Origin of the sequence: Amycolatopsis eburnea, assembly GCF_003937945.1 — a bacterium.
Classification (GTDB): Bacteria; Actinomycetota; Actinomycetes; order Mycobacteriales; family Pseudonocardiaceae; genus Amycolatopsis; species Amycolatopsis eburnea.
The window spans coordinates 23,732-46,950 of record NZ_RSEC01000061.1 but is presented as its reverse complement, the minus strand read 5'-3'; the positions used below and the strand labels follow the sequence as shown (position 1 = coordinate 46,950).

The window sequence follows — 23,219 nt, the reverse complement described above, 5'->3', positions numbered from 1 at the left end:
GGCTCCGGGCGTCAGGCTCCGGCGAACGCGCGGTCGACGGCGTCGGCGAAGGCACCCATCGACGGGTATTCGGCCTGGTAGGACCAGTCGCCGCTCGGCTCGGGCGTCGCGCCCCAGCCCGGGTTGGCGTGCCGCCGGTTGATCCACACCGACGACAGGCCTTCGCGCTTCGCGGGAACGTGGTCGTGGAACAGGCTTTGCGCCACGTGCAGCAGTTCCGCGCGCGCCACCCCCAGCGACGGCAACGTCTCGTCCAGCGCGCGAAAGTGGTTCCCGGCGGGCTTGTAGGCGCCGACGTCCTCGGCGGTGATGATCGCGGCGAACCGGCCGCGCAGCCGCTCGTTGCTCCCCGCGAAGCCCGCACGGTCCACATTGGACAGGATGATCAGCTGGTAGTGCCCGGCGAGCCGCGCCAGCGCGTCGGCCGAGTCCGGGAACGCGGGCCACTGCGGCACGGACTCGCCGAGCCGGCGGGCCCACTCGTCGCCGACACCGCACCCGAGATCCGCGCCGGTCCGGCGGAACGCCTCCGCGAGCACGTCGGGGTACCGCGTCGCCGGCGCTTCCCGCTCGACCGCGGCCTCGTTGTCCGCGTAGGCGACCAGCAGTTCCTCGTCGGAGAGGCCGAGGCCGTGCTCCTTCGCCCACGGCGACAGGACGGCGGCGATCCCCGCCTCCCAGTCGATCAACGTGCCGTAGCAGTCGAAGCTGAGCGCCTTGAACTCCGTCAGGTCGGCCACGGCCCCACTGTAGGACAGCCGTGGCCGACTTCCGCCATCGCCGTACGCGCGCGCTCGCGAAGCTATACGGTCACCCGCATGTACGTGACGCCGCCGAACGCCACCCGCCCGGTCACCGCTCCGGTCTGGTGGCAGGTGCTCGGGCCCGGGTCCACCGCGCTGATCGGGTTCTTCATGCTGACCGTGATCTACCGGTTCGACGGCGAGTCGGAGATCCAGCGCGACCTCGGCCTGTCCAGCCTGTTCTTGCTGGTGGCGGGCCTGGTCGCCTACCTGGCCGGGGTGGCGCTCGGCGCGGTACCCGGGCTCCTGCTCGGCGCCCGCTTCCCGACCGCCGTGGCCGTGCCCGCGTCCTGCTTCCTCGTCTTCGGCGTCCTGCTGGTCGCCTTCGCCGACGCCGGCGCCCTGCTGACGGCCGGCCGCGTCCTCTCGGGACTCGGCACGGGCGCGGCCGCCGGTGCGACGGTCGCGCTGATCGTGAAGCTCCGCGAAGGCCGCGGAGCTGCCGGCGGGGTGACGGCCGGGCTCGCCGTGCTCGCGCTGCTGCTCGGGCCGGTCATCGGCCAGCTGATCTCCGAGGCGGTGGGCTTCCGGCCGGTCCACCTGATCGCGGTGCCGTTCCTGCTCGTCGCCTTGGTCGTCAACGCGGTCCTCGGCATCGTCCGGCTGTCCGCCGCCAAGCGCACGGTGCCGCAGCCCGGGTACCCCGGCGGCCCGTGGCAACCCGGCGGCGCCGCCTGACCCCCGCGGTCAGCGACGACCGGCCGCCAGCAGAACCAGGAACTGACCACCGCCCGGCTGGACGTCGGCGGTCACCGGGAGTCCCGGCAGGAGCCGGGAAAACCGGTCCACCAGCCAGTCCGCGGCCTCCCGGGCGTCCTGCTCGGTCGGGCACCGGGCGACCATTTCGCGGCCGCCCTTGCGCTCCAGCCGTCCGGCCACGGTGATCAGCGGCGCGGGTTCGGCCACGTGCAGGCGGTCCGGCCAGGCGATGACCACCTTGACCGCGCCCTTGCGCGTGTTGCACCCGCGGTGTGCGAGCCGCTCGGGGACCTTCGCCTTCCGGTCGGCGGTCCGGCTGTCGACGCTGGGTCCCCGCGGGTCGTTCACCGACATGTCCGGGTCGACCGGTTCGTCGCACACCCAGCAGCGCCAGCCGTCGCGCTCGGCCACGTCATCGAGGAGACTCACCCGGGCAAGCTACTTCAAGGAGCGTGCGGGCGACCAGTTCGGGGTCCGTGAGCGGCACGTCGTGCGGTCCGTCGAGCGCCCGCGTCGCGTACCCGGCGGACTTCCCGAACCGCTCGAACGGGTACGTCGGCGGCCGGCAGTGCACGGCCGTTCCGGGGACGCGGCCGACCGCGCCGGTCAACCGCGTGGGTTCGGTGAACGTGCGCAGCGGCTGGGGCCGCAGCCGTTCCGCCAGCCAGGCCGCCTGATCCGGGTCGGTCACGCCGAACGCGGCCGGCGGAGGCGCCGGGATCAGCGTGCCGTCCCCGGCCGCCGCCCGGATCGCCGCGCCGAACGATGCGGGCGCCAGGCCGAGGAGGCTCGCGCCGTCCGGTCCGGCCCAGCCGTCGAGCAGGATGACGTGCTCGACCGCGCCGGGACGCGCGTCGGCCGCCTCCCGGACGACCAGGCCGGCGTAGCTGTGCCCGACCAGCACGACGTTTTCGCCGTCCGGGAGGGCGTCGAGGACCGCGCCGGCGTCGTCGTGGAGGCCGCCCCCGCCGAGTTCCGGGGTGATCGTGCGCGCACCCGCGGCGTGCAGGTGGGGTACGACGCCGTGCCAGGCCCACGGTCCGTGCCAGGCGCCGTGGACGAGGACGAACGTGGCCGCCGGGCTCACGCCGGCCCGCCCACGGTCAGCACGACCTTGCCGACGGTCCGTCCACTCGAGACGAGCCGGTGCGCCTCGACCGCTTGCGAGAGCGGCAGTTCGCGGCCGACGTGCACCTCGAGCGCGCCTTCGCGTGCCAGATCCGCCAGCGCGGCGAGACCGACGTGGTCCGGCTCGACCAGGAACCCGGACGCGCGGACACCCAGTTCCGCCGCCCGTTCGTGCATCCCGGGGGTCCACGCGCTCTGGGCGTTGACCAGGATCCCGCCCGGGCGCAGGCACCGGAGCGCGTCCAGCGCCGCGTCACCGCCGAACATCTGGAGCACCACGTCGGCGTCGCGGACTGCCGCGGCGACGTCGGTCGTGGTGTAGTCCACGACCTCGTCCGCGCCGAGGGCCGTCACGAACGCGTGCTTGGCGGCGCTGGCGGTGCCGATCACGTACGCGCCGAGCGCTTTCGCGATCTGGACCGCGAGGTGGCCGACGCCGCCGGCCGCGGCCGTGACCAGCACGCGCTGCCCCGGCCGGACCCCTGCCACGTCGACGAGCATCTGCCACGCGGACAGCCCGGCCAGCGGCAACGCGGCCCCCGCCGGGAAGCCGAGCTCGGCGGGCAGGGCGGCGAAGTGCCGCGCGGGCGCCGTGACGAACTCCGCGTAGGCGCCCGCGGCGCGCGGGAACCACGGCATGCCGAAGACCCGGTCGCCGGGCCGGAACCGCGTGGTGCCGTAGCCGACCTCGGCCACCACGCCCGCGACGTCCCAGCCGTGGACGAACGGCAGGTCGAGGACGCGGTTGTAGGCCTGGCCCCGGGCCGTGTAGCAGTCGACCGGGTTCACGCCCGCCGCCCGCACCTCGACCAGCACCTCGCCGAAGACCGGCACCGGCGCCTCGGTCTCGACCAGTCTCATGCCCTCCGGAGAACCCCACTCGTCTTGGCGCACCGCTCGCATGCTCAGCTCCTTCGGTCAAACAATGTGGACGACCGTACTGGAACTTTCACGGCTCGGCCGCGTAATTTTGACCAACTTCGGCTACGACACCGGTACGGTCGTCCACCTATCGGCTATGCTCACGAGGTGGACAAGCGGATCCTGCGCGGCATGCAGTCACGGCAGCTCATCCTGGACCGGGCGATGAACATCGCCTCGGTGGAGGGGCTGGAAAGCCTGTCCGTGCGACGGCTGGCCACCGAGCTGGACGTCAGCAAGAGCGGGGTGTTCGCGCTCTTCGGGTCGAAGGAGGAGCTGCAGCTCGCGACCGTGCGCGCGGCGATCGAAGTCTTCACGGCGAAGGTCGTCAGACCGGCCAGGAAGGCACCCCCGGGCATCCGGCGCGTCCGGGCACTGGGCGAGTCGTGGCTGCGGTACACCCGCCGTCCGGTGTTCGACGGCGGCTGCTTCTTCACCGCGGCGGCCGCGGAGTTCGACGCCCGCCCCGGCCGCGTCCGGGACACCATCGCCTCGGCCCGCCAAGACTGGCAGATCTTTTACGCGGCAACGACTTCCGAAGCGCAGGAGCTGGGCGAGATCACCGCGGACCTCGACCCGGCCGACCTCGCCTTCGAACTCGACGCGCTGGCCCGCGTCGCCGCCGAAGACGCCGTGCTCTTCGACGACGACAGCCGCTACGACCGGGTCGCCCGCATCATGCTGGCCCGCCTCCGCGCGGTCGCGACCGACCCGGCCCTGCTCGAAGAGGCGTAGTCAGCGCCGGATGACGGTGCTCACGGCCTCGCCGGTGCGACCGGTCTTCAGGTACCCGGTCGCCGCGAAGCTCCCATAGCCGGCCGGCGTCGTCCGCACGGTTGCGACCTCGATCGCGGACCGGGATCCGTTTCCGCGGCCGCGCATTCCTCAACGCCGCCACCGACCCCGACCCTCCGGTACGCCACCCGAGTGATTTCCCTTCTTGACCGCAACAAGGTGTAACCCCGTGGCAAGCGGCGACGACTCACGCTCATCGCGGTAAGCCGAGCTCAGGGAGACAGCTGATGCCGGGAGGAATTTACGAAACAATCCAAAAGTTCGGCCGTTCGCAGCTCCCGGCCTGCCACCGGCTCCTGATCCCCTCCGACCACGTGCTGGGCAGCCTTCCGGAAAACGGCGCTCGAGGACCGACGGCCGCGACGAAAGACCGCCACCGCGTACACGTGACCGTGAACGACATGCGGCTGGCTTCCGACCAAGTGCGCAGCAAGACCTACGACCCGTTGGTGCTCGCCGTAACCGAGTCGCTGTTCGACGGAAAGACCTGCCGGGTTCCGTTCGTCGTCGGTTCTTCACTGGTGAACGCGGAGCACGGCACCCCGCGCACAATGCGGTACTCGGACACACTGGTCGGCGGCCCCTTCCCCTACACCGGGCGGATCGCGGTCACGGTGATCTTGTACCGGCTCTTGCGCGACGACTACGCCCGGGCCGCTCTCAGCGCCGTGCAGAAAATCTGCTCGGCGGTCGGCGTCGGCGGCCCGATGTCCGCCGGGCTCGATATCGCGAACGGTGTCCTGGACGCCGTCGAGGCCGCCCTGGGCCACAAGCAGGTGCAGCCCGTGCTGGGCGAACGCCTCGAACTCCACGGCGACCAGCTGCCCGCGGCATCTTTCGCGGTCCTGCCGAACGCCGAACAAGCCGATCGTTTGTGGCTCGACGGCGGGATGCTGAAGAAGGGCGACACCGCGGCATCGGCGAAACCGCCGGTGAAGACCGATTACCTCGCCTTCAGCGTCGGGGTGGAGCCGACGGTCGATCTGCAGTCGCTGCCGTGGTTCACGCCGCTGTGGAACCGGATCGTGCGATGGGCCGGGATCCCGAACGAGGACGCCCGCTCGGTCATGCGCAACTACCTCGCGGCGCTCTACGAGGAAATCGCGACCAGTCCGGACGTGCCACCCGACGCCGTGGACGAGATCTACGCAGGGTGGGAGCGGCGGGCGGTCGCCGTCCGCGAGCGGGCCCAGGCCATCGAGCGGCTGGACAGCCGGGAGGCGGAAAGCGATCCACTGCTGACCCGGTCCCGGCAGATCAGGGGTGTCTCATGAGCCGGAAGGGGTTCATCGAGTGCAAGCTGGATCTCCTGGACAGCAAGCAGGTCAAGTTCACCAGCGACACCCACCACGACGAATACTTCTGTGAAACCGACGAGGACCTGCTGCACTCGGCGACGACCAAGTGGATCGGGCAGCTCCTGCGGGACCGCCCGGAGGCGGTGTCCGCCGAAGGACTCAAGATCCTGGGGCGGCACCTCTACGATCGCGTCTTCCGCGGCGATGTCGATCTGGCTTTCCGGCAGACGTTCGAACGGTTCCGGGCGTTCGCCGACGATCACCGGGCGGACTCGCTCCGGCTCGTCATCACCTTCCACCCCCGCGCGGAGGACCTCACCAATCTCCCCTGGGAATTCCTCTACCTCGCGCACGAAAACGGAAGCGGAACCTTCCTCACCGGCGAATCGCATTCGCTCGTGCTCACCCGGGTCGTATCGGGCCAGCGGCCACTACCCGACAACCCGCGCGACAACCTGTCCATCCTCTTCGCCCTGTGCGCACCCGAAGGGACGAACGAGGGCACGACCAAGAACCTCCGAGCGCTGTTCGAGGACGACAATCCACTTGCCGCACAGCCGCTCCGGCAGCCGACCTTCGGCCAGCTGAAGAAGGCGATCAGCGAGATGAACCCCGACATCGTGCATCTCGTCGCGCACGGCGAACCCGGCAAGGTGGTCCTTCCGCGCGAAACCGACCGGATCACCGCCGACGTAGCCCTCGCCGACATCGAACGATCGAAGCGTCAGCCGGCCGCGTCCGTCAAACGGACCGAGCTCGTCGACACGAGCAAGCTGCGCGCGCTGTTCGGGTCCTCACCACCGAGCCTCATGTTCCTGCACTCCTGCCACGGCGGCGGGTCGGACAACGAAGCGCTGTACTGCACCGCGGTGGAGATCGTCCGGTCCGGCGTCCCTGCCGTCATCGCGATGCAGTACGACATCGAGGCCGAGGAAGCGGACGTCTTCGCGGCTGCTTTCTACCGGGCTCTCATCGAAAACCGAACCGTGGGTGAAGCGGTCTTCGAAGGGCGCAAAGCACTCGTCGAGCTGGCAGAGGGCACCTACTGGGGGCACCGGAACTTCGGGACCCCGGTCATCTACCTGCAACGCGACGTCGAAATAGTGAAGGCACGGCACCGGAACCCGTTCTCCGAACGCGAAACCCGGCCACCGCAGGGTACTTGCCCTCGCTGTGCGGTCACGACGAGGACCGAGCACAAGTTCTGTCCCGAATGCGCCATCCCCCTCGTCTGTCCCTGCTCCTGGGACACCCCGACCGGCTGCGATTGCCGCGAGAGCCTCCACAAGCCGCAGCTCGGGAGATGCCCGGTCTGCACGCACAGGTTCGAGGTCCAGCCCTACACACCGCCGCCCGGCGAACCCACCGCGCCTCCCCTCGCGCTTCCCCAACGTCCCGGCGACGGATTTGAGAAGGCATCATGAGCGAGGGAGCGGAATGGCGATCTTGGCCAGGATTCGACGCCTTCCAGGACACGCTGACCAACCCGCCGGCCATCCGCCGCGCCGCCGCGGATTACGCGATGGCACTCATCGTGGACAAGCGGCACGAAGCCGCCCGCGACGCGATCGCCACCGCGCTGGCCGAACCGGGCGATCACCCACCTCGTGCCGCACTTCTGCTCATGAACGCCGAGTGCGCTCAGCAGCTGGGTAAACCCGGTGCGGCCGCCGCGCAAGTGCTGGAAGCGGTGGAGGACACACCGCAGGCGCTCGAAGCCGTCACGACCTGGCTGCGCGATCTGTTGCTCGCCGAAGAAGCGGGCCCGGCACGGCGGTACCTGCTCGACCGCGTCCTCCCCGCTCTGCGTCCCCGGGTCGGAGCGCGGGTCGGAGACGCACTGTGCGCTCTCGAACTCGAAGCCGCCATCCTGGAGGGGAAGTGTCAAGACGCCCTGCAGGCCGTCAACCGGCTGACCGACGTCGACCCCGTCGAGGACGTTCTCCGCGCGGTGCGCTCGCGGGATTCCGGCGACGCCGCGGTCTTCCACACCCTCGTCCTGGTCGACATCCAGCTCGGCAGGCAGGAGCAGGCACTCGCCGACGTTTCTCAGTTCATCAGCGAGGGCAAGGTGGACCACGACCCGGCGGCCGCAGTGCGCCTTCGCGAGCTCAAAGCCGAACTGCTTCCCCAGGACGACGTAGATGCCGTGGCGGACGCGTATTTCGACGCCGGGGAGAAGGCCTACCAAACGGATGCGCTCGCCGACGCCGAGCGGCTCCTCCGGTTGTCCCTCACCGCCGCGGATCGTCCGCTCACCCACTGGTACCTCGCGGAGACGCTCCGCTTGAGCTCGGTCGGCCTGCCCGATCGGACCGAACGGCGCCGCACCCTAGAGCAAGCGCTCGGCGAGTGGCGGGCCGGAACCGAGGCCGGTCCGGCGAGCTGGGCTTGGACCTGGGCCCTCGACACCTCCGCCGCGATCTTCCGAGAGCTCGCCGACCTGGTCCCGGAGCGAGGCAGGCTGTCCATGCTCTCCGTGCTCGGAGCGTACGAGCGGCACCTCCTGGTCGAGGACAGGGACGGTGACACGTGGTCACGCCTGGCCGAGGCCTGCATCCAGCTCGAATGGCCGGGGGTGGCCCTCGACTGCGCCCGACGGGCTGTCGCTCTCGCTCCCGACGACCAATTCGCCCTGTGGACTCTCCTCTACGCCCAATTGCAGAGCGGTCACCCCGACGCGGAGACCACCTGCGGCCGATTCCTCGATCTGCCTCCCGACGACGTGTTGATGCACGGACTCGTCCTGCACCTGCTCGGCCGAAACCGGGAAGCGGAGAAGAAGCTGCGCAGCGCCTACGACGGCCCCGAGGGTTTGAGAGCCCGCTTGATCGCGATTCGCGCGTTGCTGCGCGCCGAGCCAGCGGCGGCCGCGGCCACCGCGGCGGGCGCGCTCGAACTGATGGACCAGGGCGATCCTCGGGCCAGGGACGCCGATCTCCCCGTCATCGCCGAACTCCTGTACCGAGGCGGCCGCTACGGCGAGGCCATCGCACGGCTCGAGCCCGTCGATGCCTACTTCACCCGCACGATCTACACCGCGGGCGACATCGCCGGGGCATTGATGTTGTGCCACCTCGCGCTCGACCGTCCGGCAGCCGCAGAAGGACAAATGGCTGTCGTGCGGACTTCCCTGCGCGACGTCTTCGAAGCGACGCAACTCGCCAGGGACCTGCGTGACTTCGCGACCAAAGCCCCGAGCGAAGCCAGTGCGGCGACGGCTCTCCGCCACGCCGACGAGATCGACCGGCTGGCCGGGCGGCTTCAGACAGCCCATCTCGACCCCGACGACGTCCTCCTCCAGCTTGCCGCGGCGAGCGCCGGCGAGGGCGACAACGGCCGGTGGCCGTTGGCACTCACGCGAAGCCGCGTCCTGATCGCCGCGGCTCGCTGGGAGGAAGCGGCACGGGTCTCGATCGACGTCCTCGAGTCGGCCGGACTGCCGGACATCGACCAGCCCGGTCTGGTGGGACGGATTCTGGTAGCGGTCGACGCGCTGCTCGGGAACGACGAGGTGGACCGCGCGCACGAACTCGTGGGCCGAGCACTGGGAACACCGTTGTCTCTCCCGGCGGATGACTGCGTACCCGCACTGGAGTCCCGCCGGCTCCTGACTTCCCTGCTCCGAGACGACCATCAGGAAGCGCGGCGAGCCGCCGCCGCCAGTAGCACGATGTCTGTCAGCGAGCTCACGGACGTCCTCCGGAAGATCGGGGGCGGGGCGGCGCGGCTGGTGCAGCTTCGCCGGGGCACGGGCGGCCTCGATGACGCCTCTCTGGCCGACGCCTTGAACCGGATCCGGGACGAGCTGTTCCAGCTGGCACCGACGTTCGACGAGTGGGCGTGGCCGATGACGGACCCGATCGTCATCTCGATCGCCACCGACCTCGTGCCGGCAAACACGAGCGAGGACGGACCGCTGTTCGCGACCGTCATCCCGCGGATCCGAGACCGCGTGCGGGCGACGACCGGAATCACCGTTCCGGGCGTCCGGGTCCGGGAAGACACCGAGTTGCCTCCCGGCGGGTATCGCATCTGCATCGGCGGCAACCGCGACGTGCCCGGCCACGTCCCTGCCGGCTACGCCTACATTCCGAGTTCGCGCGAGCACGTGCGGTCGAAACTCGGCCAGGACGTCGAGGTCACGGTTGTTCCGGACCCCCTGACCGGGTCGGAATCGTGCTGGGTGCCGGCGCCGCCCCCCGGCGCGGAGGGGGCGGAACACCCGGGAACCACCGCGCTGGAGCGCGCCGTCGGCTGGGTCAGGAACAAGGTCGACCACTTCTTCGATCAAGTCGTCTGGTCCGCGCTGCTGATCGAAACCGGGGCCGACCACGACCGGCTGACGTACCCCATGCGTGTGTTGGAGGCGTGCTTGCTCGGCAGTGTGGCCGATCTCGTGAGGGTCGACGACATCGCCGCACTGATCTCGGAGTGGCGAACAGCCGGTCACCTCGCCGGCGCCCCCGACGTCGATGACCGCGGCGTCGTCCGGCTGACGACGGTTTTCCGGGATCTCCTCCGCACGGGAATCAGCCTCTGCCCCGAAGGTGACCTCGGCGGCCTGGTCCGCATCGTGTCGGGCGAAAAATGGTCGTACGCGGCCGCCGTCCGGGAAGCACGCTCCCGGCTGGCCCTCATCCAGCGCGCCGGAGGTGGAGAAGCATGACCAGCCGCTCCGCGACGACGGTCGACGTCGAGCTCGCGCCGTCCCTGCACACTGTGGTCGCCCGATCCGATCCCGGCCTGCTCGAGTGCCGCACCACGGTCCAGAACGCACTCGACGACCTGGTGCACGGGCTCGGCGCCGGCATCGAGACCACCCTGAACCTCTGGTGCGCGCCCGACGCCCTCGAGCTCTTCTCCGTCACTGCCGGTGGTTCCAGGTGCGACACCGGTGACCTCGCCTCGGCATCGCTGTTCCGGGGGGTCGCGGGCATCCCCTGGTACCGGCAAGCCGGCGAAGCTGACGCCGTGATAGCCGAACGGGCGCGGTCCGGCGATGTCGCGGGCGCCTCGGCAGTGCTGGCCGCCATCGTGGCGGAAGCCGTCAGACGGAACGCGGTCGCGCTCGTGGACCGCGACCAGCTGGCCTCGCTCCTTCCCGGCGACGCCCCGAGGATGGGTTCGGTGGCGGGACTGGAACTCGCGCTGCGGCTCGGTCTTCCCGTGCGGGACGCCGGCGATCGATACCGCGGGGCCGTCGATCCCGGGGCACCGGCCACCGATATCGCCGAACAGGTCGTCGACAGCCTGGCCGCGGACACGTGGGAGATCAAGGTCCACCCCGGCTACCTCGACGCTTTGCTGGAATCCGCCGATGTCACAGCACCAGACGGCTTCGCGGCCGCCCGGAAGGACCTCTACACCGGGCTGGGCGTGTCCCTGCCCGATCTCACCGTGGTCGAGGACCCGGCGCTGCCCGAGCTCGGCTTCGCCTTCGGCCTCGGCGGGGGGAACCCACCACCGTTCATCGGGCTTCCACCCGACGCGGTGCTTGCCGTGGCCACAGCCGCCGACGAGCCCGGTGTCGCCGAGCCCCTCACCGGGATCGGCGCCGCGGTCATCCCCGCTTCACGGGCGACGGACGAGGCCACCGTGACGATCACGCCCGTCGGACTGATGGCGCGGGCCTTCCGGTACGCCATCACCGATCGTCTGCCGGGCACGATCACGTTGACCAGCACCCGTTCTCAAGTAGATCTGCTGCACTACCTGTCGCCACGGCTTACGAGCGCGATCCGCCCCCACCTCGTCGCCTTGACGCGACGGCGCCGAGCGAAGGTATCGGCTGGAACGAGCGTCCGGGACCTTGCCACGATCGCCCAGACGCTGCTCGACGAAAGCTTGCGCCCTGCGGCGTCGCCGGCTGACGAGGCGGAGATCGGGACCGCCCGCAAAGACGAGCCCGCGGCCGCCGACCGGCGCCCGAACCGGTGAAACCGCCCGCCCGGGAGCCGCGCGCTTCCGGGCGGGCGGCGGCTCAGCCGACCTGCAGGTCGATGCAGGCGTAGAACGCGTTCGCCGTGTCCGCGATGTTCCACACCGCGAGCACCGTCTGGCGTCCCGTGTGGCCGGACAGGTTCACCTGGTGCGAAACGGTTTCCGGGGGCTGCTCGTTGTTGCCGCTGATGTCCGCGACCTTCTGGCCGCCGACGTAGTACTCGTAGTTCGCCGTGCGGTGGCGGGCGGTGAACGTCCACGTGAACGTCGCCGTCGTGCCCACCGGCGAAGCGTGCCAGCCCTTGCTGTCGTCGTTGAGCTCGGCGAACTGCGCGTTGCCGCCGTTGCAGGACCGCAGCCCCTTCGGGCCCTCCACGCTCTGGGGCTCGTACTTGATTTCGCCGCACGGCACCGTGCCCTGGGCACACTGCGCCTGCCGGCTGGCCGGGGAGTTCACGTAGCCGTGCGCGCTCGCCACGCCGGCGGGGCTCACCACGACCAGTACCGGTGCCAGGAGGGCGCCCGTCGCGGCCGCGACCAGTTTGCGGTTCATACCAGCTCCTTCGGGGACAGGCTCGCCTCCCGCCGGGCACGGCGAAGCCGCGGTCCGGGCCACCGAGGAGGCCCGCCGCGACGGGATGTGGTGCGAGCGAAGGAAATTGTGGTCTAGACCATACGTCGCAAGGGCACTTAGGTCAACAGATGGCAAAGTGCGAGTTCATGTTGGTAAGACGCCAACCGTCGCCCGATGTTCCGGTCAGCGGGACCCGCCGGGGCGGACCGGTCGGCGGCAGCGGCGCGCGGACCTCTAGGATCACGCCCGTGACCACCTACGACGACACTTTCGAGCACCTCGACGCCGCCGCCCTGCCGGAACGGCAGCAGAAGATCCTCGTGGCGATCCGGGACTGGGTGGTCCGGTACGGCTACTCCCCCAGCACCCGCGAGATCGGCGAAGCGGTCGGGCTGCAGTCGACGTCGTCGGTGTCGAAGCACCTGGCGAGCCTGGAGGACAAGGGGTTCCTGCGCCGCGGCTCGGGCGTGTCGCGCCCGATGGACGTGCGAGCGTTCCTGCAGGGCGGCGAAGCAAGGGAAGACCGCGACTCGGTCCCGGTGCCCGTCGTCGGCGACATCGCCGCCGGTACGCCGATCTCGGCCGTCGAGCACGTCGACGACGTCCTCAAGCTGCCGCGCGACCTCACCGGGCGGGGCACCGTCTTCGGGCTGCGCGTCCGCGGTGACTCGATGATCGACGCCGCCATCTGCGACGGCGACATCGTCGTGGTCAAGCAGCAGCACGAGGCCCACTCGGGCCAGATCGTCGCGGCGATGATCGACGAGGAGGCGACGGTCAAGGTCTACCGCCGCCGCGGCGGTCACGTCTACCTCGAGCCCCGCAACCCCGCCTACGACGTCATCGACGGCGACCGGGCGGCGATCCTGGGCGTGGTCGTGTCGGTGCTGCGGAGCGTCTGACGCGCTTCACCAGGTGACCGGCAGTTCGTACACGCCGTACACGGATCCGTCGTGCTTGAACGGGATCCGCTCGACGGCTGTCGCCAGCGCGAGCGTCGGGATCCGCCGGTAGAGCGTGCGGTAGACGACCTGCAGCTCGAGCCGGGCCAGCGGCTGGCCGAGGCACTGGTGGACGCCGAAGCCGAAGGCGACGTGCCGGTGCGCGTCGCGGGTCAGGTCGAGCCGGTCGCCGCCGGGGAACGCCGCCGGGTCGCGGTTGGCGATGTCGTTGGCCATGATCAGGCCTTCACCGGCCCGGACGGTCACCCCCGCGACCTCGATGTCCTCGAGCGCGACGCGGCGGCGGCCGTTGTGCGTGATGTTCAGGTACCGCAACAGTTCTTCGACCGCCGACGCCACCAGCGCCGGGTCGTCGGACTCGCGCAGCAGCGCCAGCTGGTCCGGGTGCTCCAGCAGGGCCAGCGTGCCGAGCGCGATCATGTTCGCCGTCGTCTCGTGGCCGGCGATGAGCAGGAGCGCGCCCATCTGCGCCGCTTCGACCCGGGTCAGCTCCCCGGCGTGCACGCGGGCCGCGAGCCCGGAAAGCAGGTCGTCCGCGGGGTTTTCCAGCTTCTCCCCCACCAGCCGGTCGAGGTAGCCGACGAGCGCCTGGTGCCCGGCCGCGCGTTCTTCCGGCTTCGCGTCCCGCCGGATGATGACCTTGCTGTTGTCCTGGAAGAAATCGTGGTCGGCGTAGGGCACGCCGAGCAGTTCGCAGATCACCAGTGACGGCACCGGCAGCGCGAACGCCTCGACGAGGTCGGCCGGCTTCGGGCCGGCCAGCAGCGCGTCGATCCGCTCGTCGACGATCTGCTGCACCGCCGGGCGCATGGCGGCGACGCGGCGGATCGTGAACGGCGCGGTCACCATCTTGCGCAGCCGCGCGTGCTCGGGGTTGTCCATCAGGATGAAGCTGATGCCGGTGCCGCCCTTCGGCAGCGGCGCCGGGCTCGGGTAGCCGGGGCGCGTGACGTCGGCGCTGACGCGCGGGTCGGCCAGCAGCGCGCGCTGGTCGGCGTAGCGGGTCACCAGCCACGGCGTGCTGCCGTCCCACAGCCGGACGCGCGCGAGCGGCGCCTCGGCCTGCAGTTCGCGGGCCGCGGGCGGCGGGTCGAACGGGCAGCCGGCGGCGCGCGCCATCGGGAACCCGGGGATGTCGGTGGTGTTCGTCATCGGTCCTCCAGTTCGTGATCAGTCAACCGAAGACTGCTACGCTAAGTCAAGCGACTGATTTAATTCGGACATCCCGACGGAGGACCCGTGCCCGACCCCGCCACCCCCGCCGTCGAGGCGCCGTCACGCGCGAACCTCGTCGTGGGGGTCCTCGCCTTCGCGGGCATCGTCGTCTCGCTGATGCAGACGCTGGTCATCCCGCTGATCCCGGCCCTGCCCGGGCTGCTGCACGCCTCCGCGGCCGACGCCACCTGGGCGATCACGGCCACCCTGCTCGCGGGCGCGGTGGCGACGCCGACGGTCGGCAGGCTCGGCGACATGTACGGCAAGCGGCGGATGCTGCTGCTCAGCCTCGGCGCTCTGGTGGCGGGTTCGACGATCGGCGCGCTGTCCGGCAGCCTGGCGCCGATGGTCGCCGGCCGGGCGCTGCAGGGCCTCGCGGCCGGCGTCATCCCGCTCGGGATCAGCATCATGCGCGACGAGCTGCCCGCCGAACGGCTCGGCTCGGCCACGGCGCTGATGAGCGCGTCCCTCGGCGTCGGCGGCGCGCTCGGCCTGCCCGCCGCGGCACTGCTGGCGGAAAACGCCGATTGGCACGTGCTGTTCTGGACCGCGGCCGGGCTGGGACTGGTGGTGGCCGGCCTGGTCGTCGCGCTGGTGCCGGAGTCCCCGGTCCGCACCGGCGGCCGGTTCGACGTGCCGGGCGCGGCCGGGCTGTCGATCGCGCTGGTGTGCCTGCTGCTCGCGATTTCGAAGGGCGCCGACTGGGGCTGGGGCAGCCCGGCGACGCTGGGCCTGTTCGCGGCCGCGGCCGTCGTCCTGCTGCTGTGGGGCCGGTGGGAGCTGCGGACCGCGCGGCCGCTGGTGGACCTGCGCACGACCGCGCGGCGCCAGGTGCTGCTGACGAACATCGCGTCGGCGGTGTTCGGCTTCGCGATGTTCGCGATGTCACTGGTCCTGCCCCAGCTCCTGCAGCTGCCGGCCGCGACCGGCTACGGCCTCGGCAAGTCGATGCTGGTGGTGGGCTTGGTGATGGCGCCGTCGGGGCTGGTGATGATGGCGCTGGCCCCGGTCTCGGCACGCGTTTCCCGCACGCGCGGCCCGAAGACGACGCTGATGCTCGGCGCGGTCGTCGTCGCGGCCGGGTACGCGCTGGGCATCGGGCTGATGAGCGCGACCTGGCAGCTCGTGGTCGTGTCGAGCATCATCGGCGCGGGCATCGGGCTGGCGTACGGCGCGATGCCCGCGCTGGTGATGGGCGCGGTCCCGGTTTCGGAGACCGCCGCGGCGAACAGCCTCAACACGCTGATGCGCTCGATCGGCACGTCGGTCTCGAGCGCGACGGCGGGGCTGGTCCTCGCGCGGTGGACGATCGGCTTCGGACCGGCGACCCTGCCGTCGCAGAACGGTTTCCGGCTGGTGCTGGCGATGGGCTCGGCGGCGGCGCTGATCGCGCTGGCGGTCGCGGCGTTCCTGCCCCGGCGGGCACCCGCGGCGGTGGCGGCGAGTCCCGAACCGGCCGCCGCGGCGAGCCGCTGACCGCCCGGGGTCACTCCCGGGCGGCCAGTCCGTCGAGGTGGAGCACGCCGCCGGTGTGGTGCGCGGCCACGAACTCCGGTCCCTTCGTCACCAGGCGGGCGATCGCCGTGGCGTGGCCGTGGCCCAGGCCGTGGTCCGTCTTCAGCCAGGTGATGATCTCGCCGTGCTTGGTGAGGTTCTTGCTCGCCGCCAGGTCGAGGAAGGCGCGCGGGGTGATGCCGGTCTGCTTCTCGGCGTTGTCGAGGTAGGCCTGGAAGGACATGGGGACTCCGGAGGTCGGTGCGGGTTGTGTGTCCCCAACTTCTCACCGACAACTTTTTTTGTCAAGGCTTTGCCGCGAACACCGCCAGCGTCGTGTACGGCAGCACGAAGGGCTTTTCGATCGCCGCGCCGACGGCGGCCAGCACCTCCGCCAGCGCGCCCGGCGCCAGCCGCGTCAGGCCGCCGGTCGTCGGCAGGAAGTCCAGCCACTCCTCGCGCGTGTAGCGCTTCTCCCAGGTGAACCGCCGGAGTTCCGGCTCGCCGAAGGCACCCGAGGCCCGGACCGCGTCGGCGAACCCGGTGAACATCACCTCGTACAGCTCGGCGGCGCTCCTCGACTCCCCCGCGAACGGCGAGCCGGGCATGGCGGCCTTCAGCGCGTCCGCGACCGCGGCGGGCGGCTGGAAGACGTGCGCGAACACCGCGAGCAGCCCGCCGGGCCGCAGCACGCGCGCCGCCTTCGCCGGGCCGGCGACCGGGTCGACCCAGTGCCAGGCCTGCCCCGCGACGACCGCGTCGAACGCGCGCCCGGCGGGGTCCCACTCCTCGAAGGTCGCGACTTCGACGTCGGTCCCCTTGTCCCGCGCGAACGCGGCCATCCGCGGGTCGGGGTCGACGCCGAGCACCCGGCACCCGGCGGCGGCCAGCTGCCGCGCCTCGATCCCGGTGCCGCAGCCGACGTCGAGGAGGTCCGGGCCGGGGCTCGCGGCACGCACCGCGGTCACGAGTTCTTCCGGGTACGGCGGGCGCGCGCGGTCGTAGCGTCCGGCGTCGATCCCGAACGACTCCGCGATCCGGCGTGCTTCATGCGGTTGAGTGGGCATGTGCCCACTCTAATGGGCAAGCGCCCACTCGGGCAATGCGCGTTCGACGGCGGCGTACCGGAGAATGGGGTTCATGCCGACCGGGGTCCACTTGCGCGACGTGCGACGGCAGCTGTTCGCCGCCGCCGAGCGCGTCCTGCTGCGCGACGGCGCGGAGGCGCTCACGAGCCGCGCGGTCACGACCGAAGCCGACGTCGCCAAGGGCGTGCTGCACCGACACTTCGCGGACTTCGACGACTTCCTGGCGGAACTCGTCCGCGAGCGCATCACCCGATTGCGGGACCAGGCCGCGCTCCTGCGGGCCGCCGCGGGCACGCGGACGGTCGCGGACAACGTGACCGCCACCCTGACCGAGCTGTTCGACCCGGTGTCGCTGGCGCTCGTCAGCCTGCTCTTCTTCCGCGACGAGCTTCGCACCCGGTTGCGCCGGCCGGGTGACGGCCTGCCCATCCTGGTGGAGGCGCGCACGATGCTCGCGGACTACCTGACCGCCGAGCGCGCCCAGGGCCGCATCGCCGCGGACGCCGACGTCGACTCGCTGGCCCTGTCCCTGATCGGCGGTGGCCACCTGCTGTTCGCGAGCCGCCGGGGCACCCTGCCGGACGAACGCGAGCTGACCAAGGTGGTCGGCACGGTGCTCGCGGATGTGCTGCAGCGCAAGCTGCTTTGACCGTCCGAAGTGGACCGGCACTGCCCCGCTCACGCGACCACACTGGGGGTCCGGGGGCTCGCCCCCGGCGGGGGCGTGGGGGCTCGGCCCCCACAAGACACAGAACGAGAGAGCCCCTGTTCGCGCATTCCGCGAACAGGGGCTCCCGCTCTCGAGTGGGCGATACTGGGATCGAACCAGTGACCTCTTCGGTGTGAACGAAGCGCTCTCCCCCTGAGCTAATCGCCCGGTGGTACCAACTTCCACGAAATCCCGGGGGTGGGTTCGTGGTGCGCGATACTGGGATTGAACCAGTGACCTCTTCCGTGTCAGGGAAGCGCTCTCCCGCTGAGCTAATCGCGCGTTGCGGAACTTGGTACTGACGGAAGCATATCGGACGCGTTCGCGGGCCTTCACGGGGGTCTCCTCCATCGTGCGGTGTGACCCGCTGCACTGCGGAAATCGCCGTGACACCGGGGTGCGGGCACGGGCAGACTGCAAGGAGACAGCCGGCCCGGCCGACCCAGGAGAGCTCCCACCCCGATGACCGACACCGATTCCCGTCCGCCCGCCGACCTGACCCGCGCTCCGGCGCGGGCGGGGCTCCTCATCGGGGTCCTCGTGCTGTCCGCGTTCGTGATGATCCTCAACGAGACGATCCTCAGCGTCGCGCTGCGCGACCTGACCGTCGACCTCCGCGTACCGACGACGACGGTGCAGTGGCTGACCAGCGGGTTCCTGCTGACCATGGCCGTCGTCATTCCCACGACCGGGTTCCTGCTGGAGCGCTTCTCGCCGCGGCAGGTCTTCCTCTTCTCGCTGTCGGCGTTCAGCCTCGGCACGCTGCTGTGCGCGCTCGCGCCCGGCTTCGCGCTGCTGATGACCGGGCGCGTGGTGCAGGCGTGCGGTACGGCCGTGATGCTGCCGCTGCTGATGACGTCGGTGATGCGGCTCGTGCCGCCGGAGCGGCGCGGCGCGACGATGGGCACCATCACGATCGTCATCGCGGTGGCGCCCGCGATCGGGCCGACCATCGGCGGCGGCGTGCTGTCGTCGCTGGGCTGGCGCTGGATGTTCTGGATCGTGCTGCCGCTGTCGATCGCCGCGCTGGTGGCCGGGGCGCTGCTGCTGAAGCTGGAGAGCGAACGCCGCCGCGTGCCGCTGGACGTGCCCTCGGTGCTGCTGTCCGCGATCGGGTTCGGCGGCGTGCTGTACGGCCTGTCCGCCGGCGGCGAACAGGCCGGGGTCGAGCCGCCGGTGCCGGCGTGGGTGCCGATCGTCGTCGGCGTCGTCTCGCTGGCGGTGTTCACCTGGCGCCAGCTGCGGCTGCAGCGCCGCGACCGCGCGCTGCTGGACCTGCGGCCGTTCACCCACCGCAGCTTCGTCGTCTCGCTGGTGCTCACCGCGCTGCTGTTCGTCTGCCTGATCGGCGCGGCGGCCATCATGCTGCCCCTCTACCTGCAGACGGTGCTGCACACGAGCACGTTCGTCAGCGGACTGGCCGTCCTGCCCGGCGGCTTGGTGCTGGGCCTGCTCGGCCGTCCGGTCGGCGCGCTGTTCGACAAGGTCGGCGCGCGCCCGCTGGTCATCCCCGGCGCCGGGGCGATGGCCGTCTCGCTGTGGCTGTTCACGATCCTGGGCCCGGACTCGCCGCTGATCGCGGTGATCGGGATCCACGTGCTGCTGATGGCCGGGCTCGGCCTGATGATGACGCCGCTGTTCACCGAATCGCTCGGCGTCCTGCCCGAGCACCTGTATTCGCACGGCAGCGCGATCCTCTCGACGCTGCAGCAGGTGGCGGGCGCGCTCGGCACCGCGGTGTTCGTCAGCGTGGCGACCCTGGGCAGTGCGGACCAGACGGCGGGCAGCCCGGACGCGTCGGGCCTGCACGCGGCGTTCGTGGTGGCGGGCTGCATCGGGCTGGCCGCGTTCGCGGGCACCTGGCTGATCCGCCCGAAGAAGCCGGGTTCGACCCCGGCGGCCGCGGCGCACCACTGAGCAAACCGCCCCAATGTGGCGTTCGGTGCGTCCAACGCACCGAACGCCACATTGGGTGCGCTGGACGCAACCAACGCCACATTGGGGCGGTTGAAGCCGGGCAAAAGAAAGTCCCGCTTCCGCTCGGCGAAGGCTGGGGGGAACCTGCGAGCGGAAGCGGGAGTTCGAGGCCGGTACGGGGGTCGCCTCGCGGCGAAAGGCTCAACACGGCTCCAGCCGGACTGGTTTTCCGTGAAGGCAAGGGGTGAGGCCCGGGGACTCCTCCGTACCGACACCCCTTACAACGCCCTACGCCACGCGGTGTTCCCCCGGCCGTCCCGACGTGACGGGGCTCATCCCGCGGCCTTCGGGGTCGCCCGCACGCCCGTGTGCAGGTACCGCTCCCCCGTCGGCAGCGTGTAGAACGTCACCGAGACCCAGCCCCGCATGCCCGCCGGGCTGTGGGCGAAGTGGCCGGGGCCGACCGGCACCAGGTCGTCCTCCGTCGTCGGGTCCGGCATCAGCGACGCGAGCGAGCCCGTCACCGTCTGGCGGATGCGCAACTGCCCTTCCCTGGTCAGGATTTCGATGCGCATCGACTCGCGCTCGTACACGCCCAGGTACTCCGAGACGTCCAGGTCCGGCGGCGCCGCGGGCGGCTCGAACGGGCGCGGCATCGCGACGCCCGCCAGTTCCGCGAAGATCTCCGCGTAGAGCTCCTCGTACAGGTCGTGGGCGCTGCCGCCGTTGGTGAGCAGCGTGACCGCCAGCCCGTGGTCCGGCAGCACGCGCAGGAACGCCGACTGGCCGATCGTGTTGCCGTCGTGGCCGATCACGCGGTGGCCGTCCCAGCCGAAGCGGATCCAGCCGAGGCCCCACGAGTCGCCGAGGGTGTGCTTGTCCGGCATCTCGACCTGTTCCTCGGTCATCGCCGCGGCCGACTCCGCCGAGAGCACCCGCGAGCCGTCCGCGGCGACGCCGCCGGCCAGGTGCATGCGGGCGAACGTCAGGACGTCCGACGCCGACGCCGTGATCAGGCCGGCCGGGCCCGCCGAGCGCGGGAGGCCCCACGCGGGCGCGGGCTGCGGGTCCTCCTCGCCGCTGGCCACGTGGCCCATCGCCGCGCGGAACAGCAGCGCCTCCTCCGGCAGGGTGCCCGTGCGGGTCAGGCCCAGCGGCGTGAACAGCCGCTCGCGCAGGGCCGCGTCCCACGTCTTGCCGGTCAGCTTCTCGATCACCCGTCCGATGAGGATGAACCCGGAGTTGCAGTAGGACAGCGTCGCGCCGAGGGGGTGGGTCTGCGCGGCCTGGTCCAGCACCTCGACGTACTTCTCGACGCAGTCGTCGCCGCGGCCGGTGTCGGTGAAGACGTCGCCGTCGATGCCGCTGGTGTGGGTCAGCAGGTGCCGCAGCGTCACCTTCTTCGTGACGTCGGGGTCGGCCAGCCGCAGCTCCGGCAGCACGTCGGCGATCGGGGCGTCCAGGCTCAGCAGGCCCTCGTCGACCAGCTGCATGGCCACGGTGGCCGTCCACACCTTGCTGATCGAGCCGATCTGGAACACCGAGTCGTCGGTGACCTCGACGCCGGTGGCCTTGTTGAGCACCCCGAAGCTCGCGACGGCCTCGTCGTCGCCGCGCGCGATGCCCAGCGTCGCCCCGGGGACGCGGTGCTTGCGCGCGAGTTCGGCCAGGCGCCGCCGCCAGTGCGCGGTGTCGAGCGGGACGCGGGCCGGCTTGCCCGGCTCGCCCGCGTGCTGCTCGACCCAGTCCACGATCCGGCGGTTGAAGTCCACCCGGTGCGACGGCCGCCCGTCGAGGATGAACAGGTGGGACGCGCCGGGGTAGAGCACCAGCCGGGTCGGCACGCCCTGCTCGCGCAGCGCGGTGAACCACTGCTCGGCCTGCCCGGCCGGGCACCGGTCGTCGTTCGCGCCGTGCACGACCAGCGTCGGCGTGCGCACCTTTTCCACCTGCGCCAGCGGGGAGAGCGCCGCGTAGTGCGCCCGGTTCTCCGTGGGGATCGCGCCGAGCTCGGCGACGCCGAGGAAGTGCCCGGCGTCGGACGTGCCCGCCATGCTCACCGGGTCGCTCACCACGCCACCCGCGACCGCGGCGGCGAACCGGTCGTCGCGGCTGGTCAGGTAGCAGGTCATGTAGCCGCCGTAGCTGTAGCCGGTCACGGCGAGCCGCCGCGCGTCCGCCACGCCCTCGGCGACCAGGTCGTCCAGCGGCTCGAGGAAGTCCTTGGCGTCGGCCAGCCCCCACGCGCCGACCGCCGCGGTGTAGAACGCTTCGCCGTAGCCGTCGCTGCCGCGCGGGTTCAGCAGCAGCACCGCCCAGCCGCGGGCGGCGAGCTGCTGGTGGTAGACGTGCACGGCGTCGGCGGCGCCGTTCCACGCGTTGTGCGGGCCGCCGTGGATGTCCAGCAGCAGCGGCAGCGGGCCGGTGCGGGCGGGGTCGCGCAGCAGCCAGCCGTGCACGACCGTGCCGTCGGAGATCGTGAACTCGCGCTCCTCGTGGGTGAACAGCTCGAGCTCGCCGTCGCCGTGCGAAGTGCGGACGGTCGCCGCTCCCCCGCCGACGCCGACCGTCGCGATCTCGCCGTACGACGTCGTCGTGGCCAGCACGACCGCCGCGGTGTCCCCGGCGACGCTCAGGCCCGCCACGGCGTTCCCGGTGCCGCCCAGTACCAGCCGCGGCTCGCCGCCGGTGACGTCGACGGCGTAGAGGTGCGTGTAGCCGCGGTCGCGGACGCAGAACAGGACTTCGGAACCGGCCAGCTGCGGCAGGGCACCCGGGTAGCCCGGTCCGCCCGGCATCACGTTGCGGTCGAGCGACGCGGCCAGATCGACGGTTTCGCCGCCGTCGAGCGGCACGCGCAGCAGACCGGCGTGGCCGGTGGCCGTGTCCCGGCGGCCGACGACGAGCAGCGCGCTCCCGTCGGCGGTCCAGAGGGCCGGGCCCGCCATGCCTTCGCCCGAGCCCACGAGCCGGGGTTCGGCGGTCGCGTTCCCGGGCTCGACGACGTAGGCGCCCGAACGGAAGGTCAGGTCGCCGTCGGCGTCCCGGGCCGCCGGGAAGGCAAGCCGCGTGCCGTCCGGCGACCAGGCCGGGTCGCCGGCGTGCCAGTCGCCCGAGGTCACCCGGCGGACCTCGCCGGTGGCGACGTCGAGGACGTGGACGTGCTTGCGCAGGGTCCGCAGGAACCCGGGGCCGTCGGCCTTGAAGTCGAGCCGGTCGGCGACGACCGGGGCGTGCGCGCGCCGGCCTTGGGCGCCCGCGTCCTCGCCCTCCTCGGCGTGGAGGTCGATCGGGGCGCTGAAGGCGATCTCGGCGCCGTCGGGCCGCCACACCGGCGTGCCCGCGCCGAGCGGGAGCGTGGTGACCTGCTCGGGCTCGCCGCCGTCGGCGGGCAGCAGCCAGAGCTGCGCCGGGCCGTCCTGGGCGCGCAGGAACGCGATCCGCGTGCCGTCCGGGGAGAACGCCGGTGCGACGTCGGCCTTGCCGCGGGTGAGCCGCCGGGCCGGGCCGCCTGCGGTGGCGACCTGCCACAGCGACCGGGTGTCTTCGTCGGCGTCGCGGTCGGCGGTGCGCACGACGTACGCGATCCGGCTCCCGTCGGGCGAGAGCGCGGGCTGCTCGGGGAATTCGAGGGCGTACAGGTCGTCGGTGCCCAGACGTCGGGTCATGCGGG

19 protein-coding genes and 2 tRNA genes are annotated in these 23,219 nt (G+C 71.6%); 10 read left to right on the top strand and 11 right to left on the bottom strand.

Annotated features, from left to right (window positions below; genetic code table 11):
- Positions 1-11 precede the first annotated feature (11 nt).
- The gene (locus EIY87_RS39510; RefSeq protein ID WP_125315097.1) at positions 12-740 is read right to left on the bottom strand and encodes an HAD-IA family hydrolase; all 729 of its coding nucleotides are present in this window, start codon (positions 738-740) and stop codon (positions 12-14) included.
- 78 nt (positions 741-818) lie between these two features.
- Here EIY87_RS39510 and EIY87_RS39505 point away from each other — a divergent pair, with 78 nt between their 5' ends.
- Complete coding sequence (locus tag EIY87_RS39505; RefSeq protein ID WP_125315096.1) at positions 819-1,481, top strand: MFS transporter; 663 nt, start codon at positions 819-821, stop codon at positions 1,479-1,481.
- Between the two features lie 9 nt (positions 1,482-1,490).
- On the opposite strand, the gene EIY87_RS39500 is transcribed toward EIY87_RS39505, so the two are convergent.
- From EIY87_RS39500 to EIY87_RS39490, 3 genes are read right to left on the bottom strand one after another with little or no spacing between them, the layout of a single operon-like run.
- Complete coding sequence (locus EIY87_RS39500) at positions 1,491-1,931, bottom strand: hypothetical protein (protein WP_125315095.1); 441 nt, start codon at positions 1,929-1,931, stop codon at positions 1,491-1,493.
- On the bottom strand, positions 1,915-2,589 hold the full coding sequence (locus tag EIY87_RS39495; RefSeq protein WP_125315094.1) for an alpha/beta fold hydrolase: 675 nt from the start codon (positions 2,587-2,589) through the stop codon (positions 1,915-1,917). Before EIY87_RS39495 ends, EIY87_RS39500 begins: the two co-directional genes overlap by 17 nt.
- On the bottom strand, positions 2,586-3,533 hold the full coding sequence (locus EIY87_RS39490; protein ID WP_125315093.1) for an NADP-dependent oxidoreductase: 948 nt from the start codon (positions 3,531-3,533) through the stop codon (positions 2,586-2,588). The genes EIY87_RS39495 and EIY87_RS39490 overlap by 4 nt, the downstream gene beginning before the upstream one ends.
- Before the next feature lie 126 nt (positions 3,534-3,659).
- On the opposite strand from EIY87_RS39490, the gene EIY87_RS39485 reads away from it, so the two are divergent.
- From EIY87_RS39485 to EIY87_RS39470, 5 genes are all read left to right on the top strand, one after another.
- Entirely contained in the window at positions 3,660-4,286 is a 627-nt protein-coding gene (locus EIY87_RS39485; protein WP_225440338.1) for a TetR/AcrR family transcriptional regulator, read from the top strand.
- 446 nt (positions 4,287-4,732) lie between these two features.
- Positions 4,733-5,620, top strand: a complete 888-nt coding sequence (locus EIY87_RS47900; RefSeq protein ID WP_158641446.1) for a hypothetical protein — start codon at positions 4,733-4,735, stop codon at positions 5,618-5,620.
- A complete protein-coding gene (locus EIY87_RS39480; protein WP_158641445.1) occupies positions 5,617-7,068 on the top strand; it encodes a CHAT domain-containing protein in 1,452 nt (483 codons plus the stop codon). The genes EIY87_RS47900 and EIY87_RS39480 overlap by 4 nt, the downstream gene beginning before the upstream one ends.
- Positions 7,065-10,313 carry an FHIPEP family type III secretion protein gene (locus EIY87_RS39475; protein ID WP_125315091.1) on the top strand — a complete coding sequence of 1,083 codons (3,249 nt, stop codon included), beginning with the start codon at positions 7,065-7,067 and terminating at the stop codon, positions 10,311-10,313. Before EIY87_RS39480 ends, EIY87_RS39475 begins: the two co-directional genes overlap by 4 nt.
- A complete protein-coding gene (locus tag EIY87_RS39470) occupies positions 10,310-11,584 on the top strand; it encodes a hypothetical protein (RefSeq protein WP_125315090.1) in 1,275 nt (424 codons plus the stop codon). Before EIY87_RS39475 ends, EIY87_RS39470 begins: the two co-directional genes overlap by 4 nt.
- A gap of 43 nt (positions 11,585-11,627) precedes the next feature.
- On the opposite strand, the gene EIY87_RS39465 is transcribed toward EIY87_RS39470, so the two are convergent.
- Positions 11,628-12,140, bottom strand: a complete 513-nt coding sequence (locus EIY87_RS39465) for a lytic polysaccharide monooxygenase auxiliary activity family 9 protein (RefSeq protein ID WP_125315089.1) — start codon at positions 12,138-12,140, stop codon at positions 11,628-11,630.
- A 269-nt stretch (positions 12,141-12,409) separates the two neighbouring features.
- On the opposite strand from EIY87_RS39465, the gene lexA reads away from it, so the two are divergent.
- Positions 12,410-13,063 carry a transcriptional repressor LexA gene (lexA, locus tag EIY87_RS39460; RefSeq protein WP_125315088.1) on the top strand — a complete coding sequence of 218 codons (654 nt, stop codon included), beginning with the start codon at positions 12,410-12,412 and terminating at the stop codon, positions 13,061-13,063.
- A gap of 6 nt (positions 13,064-13,069) precedes the next feature.
- Here the strand turns inward: lexA and EIY87_RS39455 are convergent, their stop codons facing one another.
- Positions 13,070-14,275 carry a cytochrome P450 gene (locus EIY87_RS39455; RefSeq protein ID WP_125315087.1) on the bottom strand — a complete coding sequence of 402 codons (1,206 nt, stop codon included), beginning with the start codon at positions 14,273-14,275 and terminating at the stop codon, positions 13,070-13,072.
- Between the two features lie 87 nt (positions 14,276-14,362).
- Here EIY87_RS39455 and EIY87_RS39450 point away from each other — a divergent pair, with 87 nt between their 5' ends.
- Positions 14,363-15,814 carry an MFS transporter gene (locus EIY87_RS39450; RefSeq protein WP_125315086.1) on the top strand — a complete coding sequence of 484 codons (1,452 nt, stop codon included), beginning with the start codon at positions 14,363-14,365 and terminating at the stop codon, positions 15,812-15,814.
- A gap of 10 nt (positions 15,815-15,824) precedes the next feature.
- Here the strand turns inward: EIY87_RS39450 and EIY87_RS39445 are convergent, their stop codons facing one another.
- Positions 15,825-16,076, bottom strand: coding sequence for a DUF4287 domain-containing protein (locus EIY87_RS39445; RefSeq protein ID WP_125315085.1), 252 nt, complete (start codon positions 16,074-16,076; stop codon positions 15,825-15,827).
- Between the two features lie 61 nt (positions 16,077-16,137).
- Positions 16,138-16,869 (bottom strand): class I SAM-dependent methyltransferase, encoded by a 732-nt coding sequence (locus EIY87_RS39440; protein WP_125315555.1) that lies wholly within the window; start codon positions 16,867-16,869, stop codon positions 16,138-16,140.
- Positions 16,870-16,972: 103 nt separating this feature from the next.
- Between EIY87_RS39440 and EIY87_RS39435 the strand changes: the two genes are divergently transcribed.
- Positions 16,973-17,569 carry a TetR/AcrR family transcriptional regulator gene (locus EIY87_RS39435; RefSeq protein WP_125315084.1) on the top strand — a complete coding sequence of 199 codons (597 nt, stop codon included), beginning with the start codon at positions 16,973-16,975 and terminating at the stop codon, positions 17,567-17,569.
- A gap of 156 nt (positions 17,570-17,725) precedes the next feature.
- Here the strand turns inward: EIY87_RS39435 and EIY87_RS39430 are convergent.
- Together EIY87_RS39430 and EIY87_RS39425 are read right to left on the bottom strand one after the other, a co-directional pair.
- A tRNA-Val gene (locus EIY87_RS39430) sits at positions 17,726-17,797 on the bottom strand.
- Between the two features lie 39 nt (positions 17,798-17,836).
- Positions 17,837-17,911, bottom strand: a tRNA-Val gene (locus EIY87_RS39425).
- Between the two features lie 180 nt (positions 17,912-18,091).
- Here EIY87_RS39425 and EIY87_RS39420 point away from each other — a divergent pair.
- Positions 18,092-19,546, top strand: a complete 1,455-nt coding sequence (locus EIY87_RS39420) for a DHA2 family efflux MFS transporter permease subunit (protein ID WP_125315083.1) — start codon at positions 18,092-18,094, stop codon at positions 19,544-19,546.
- 332 nt (positions 19,547-19,878) lie between these two features.
- Here the strand turns inward: EIY87_RS39420 and EIY87_RS39410 are convergent, their stop codons facing one another.
- On the bottom strand, positions 19,879-23,214 hold the full coding sequence (locus EIY87_RS39410) for a serine hydrolase (RefSeq protein WP_125315081.1): 3,336 nt from the start codon (positions 23,212-23,214) through the stop codon (positions 19,879-19,881).
- Between the last annotated feature and the right edge of the window lie 5 nt (positions 23,215-23,219).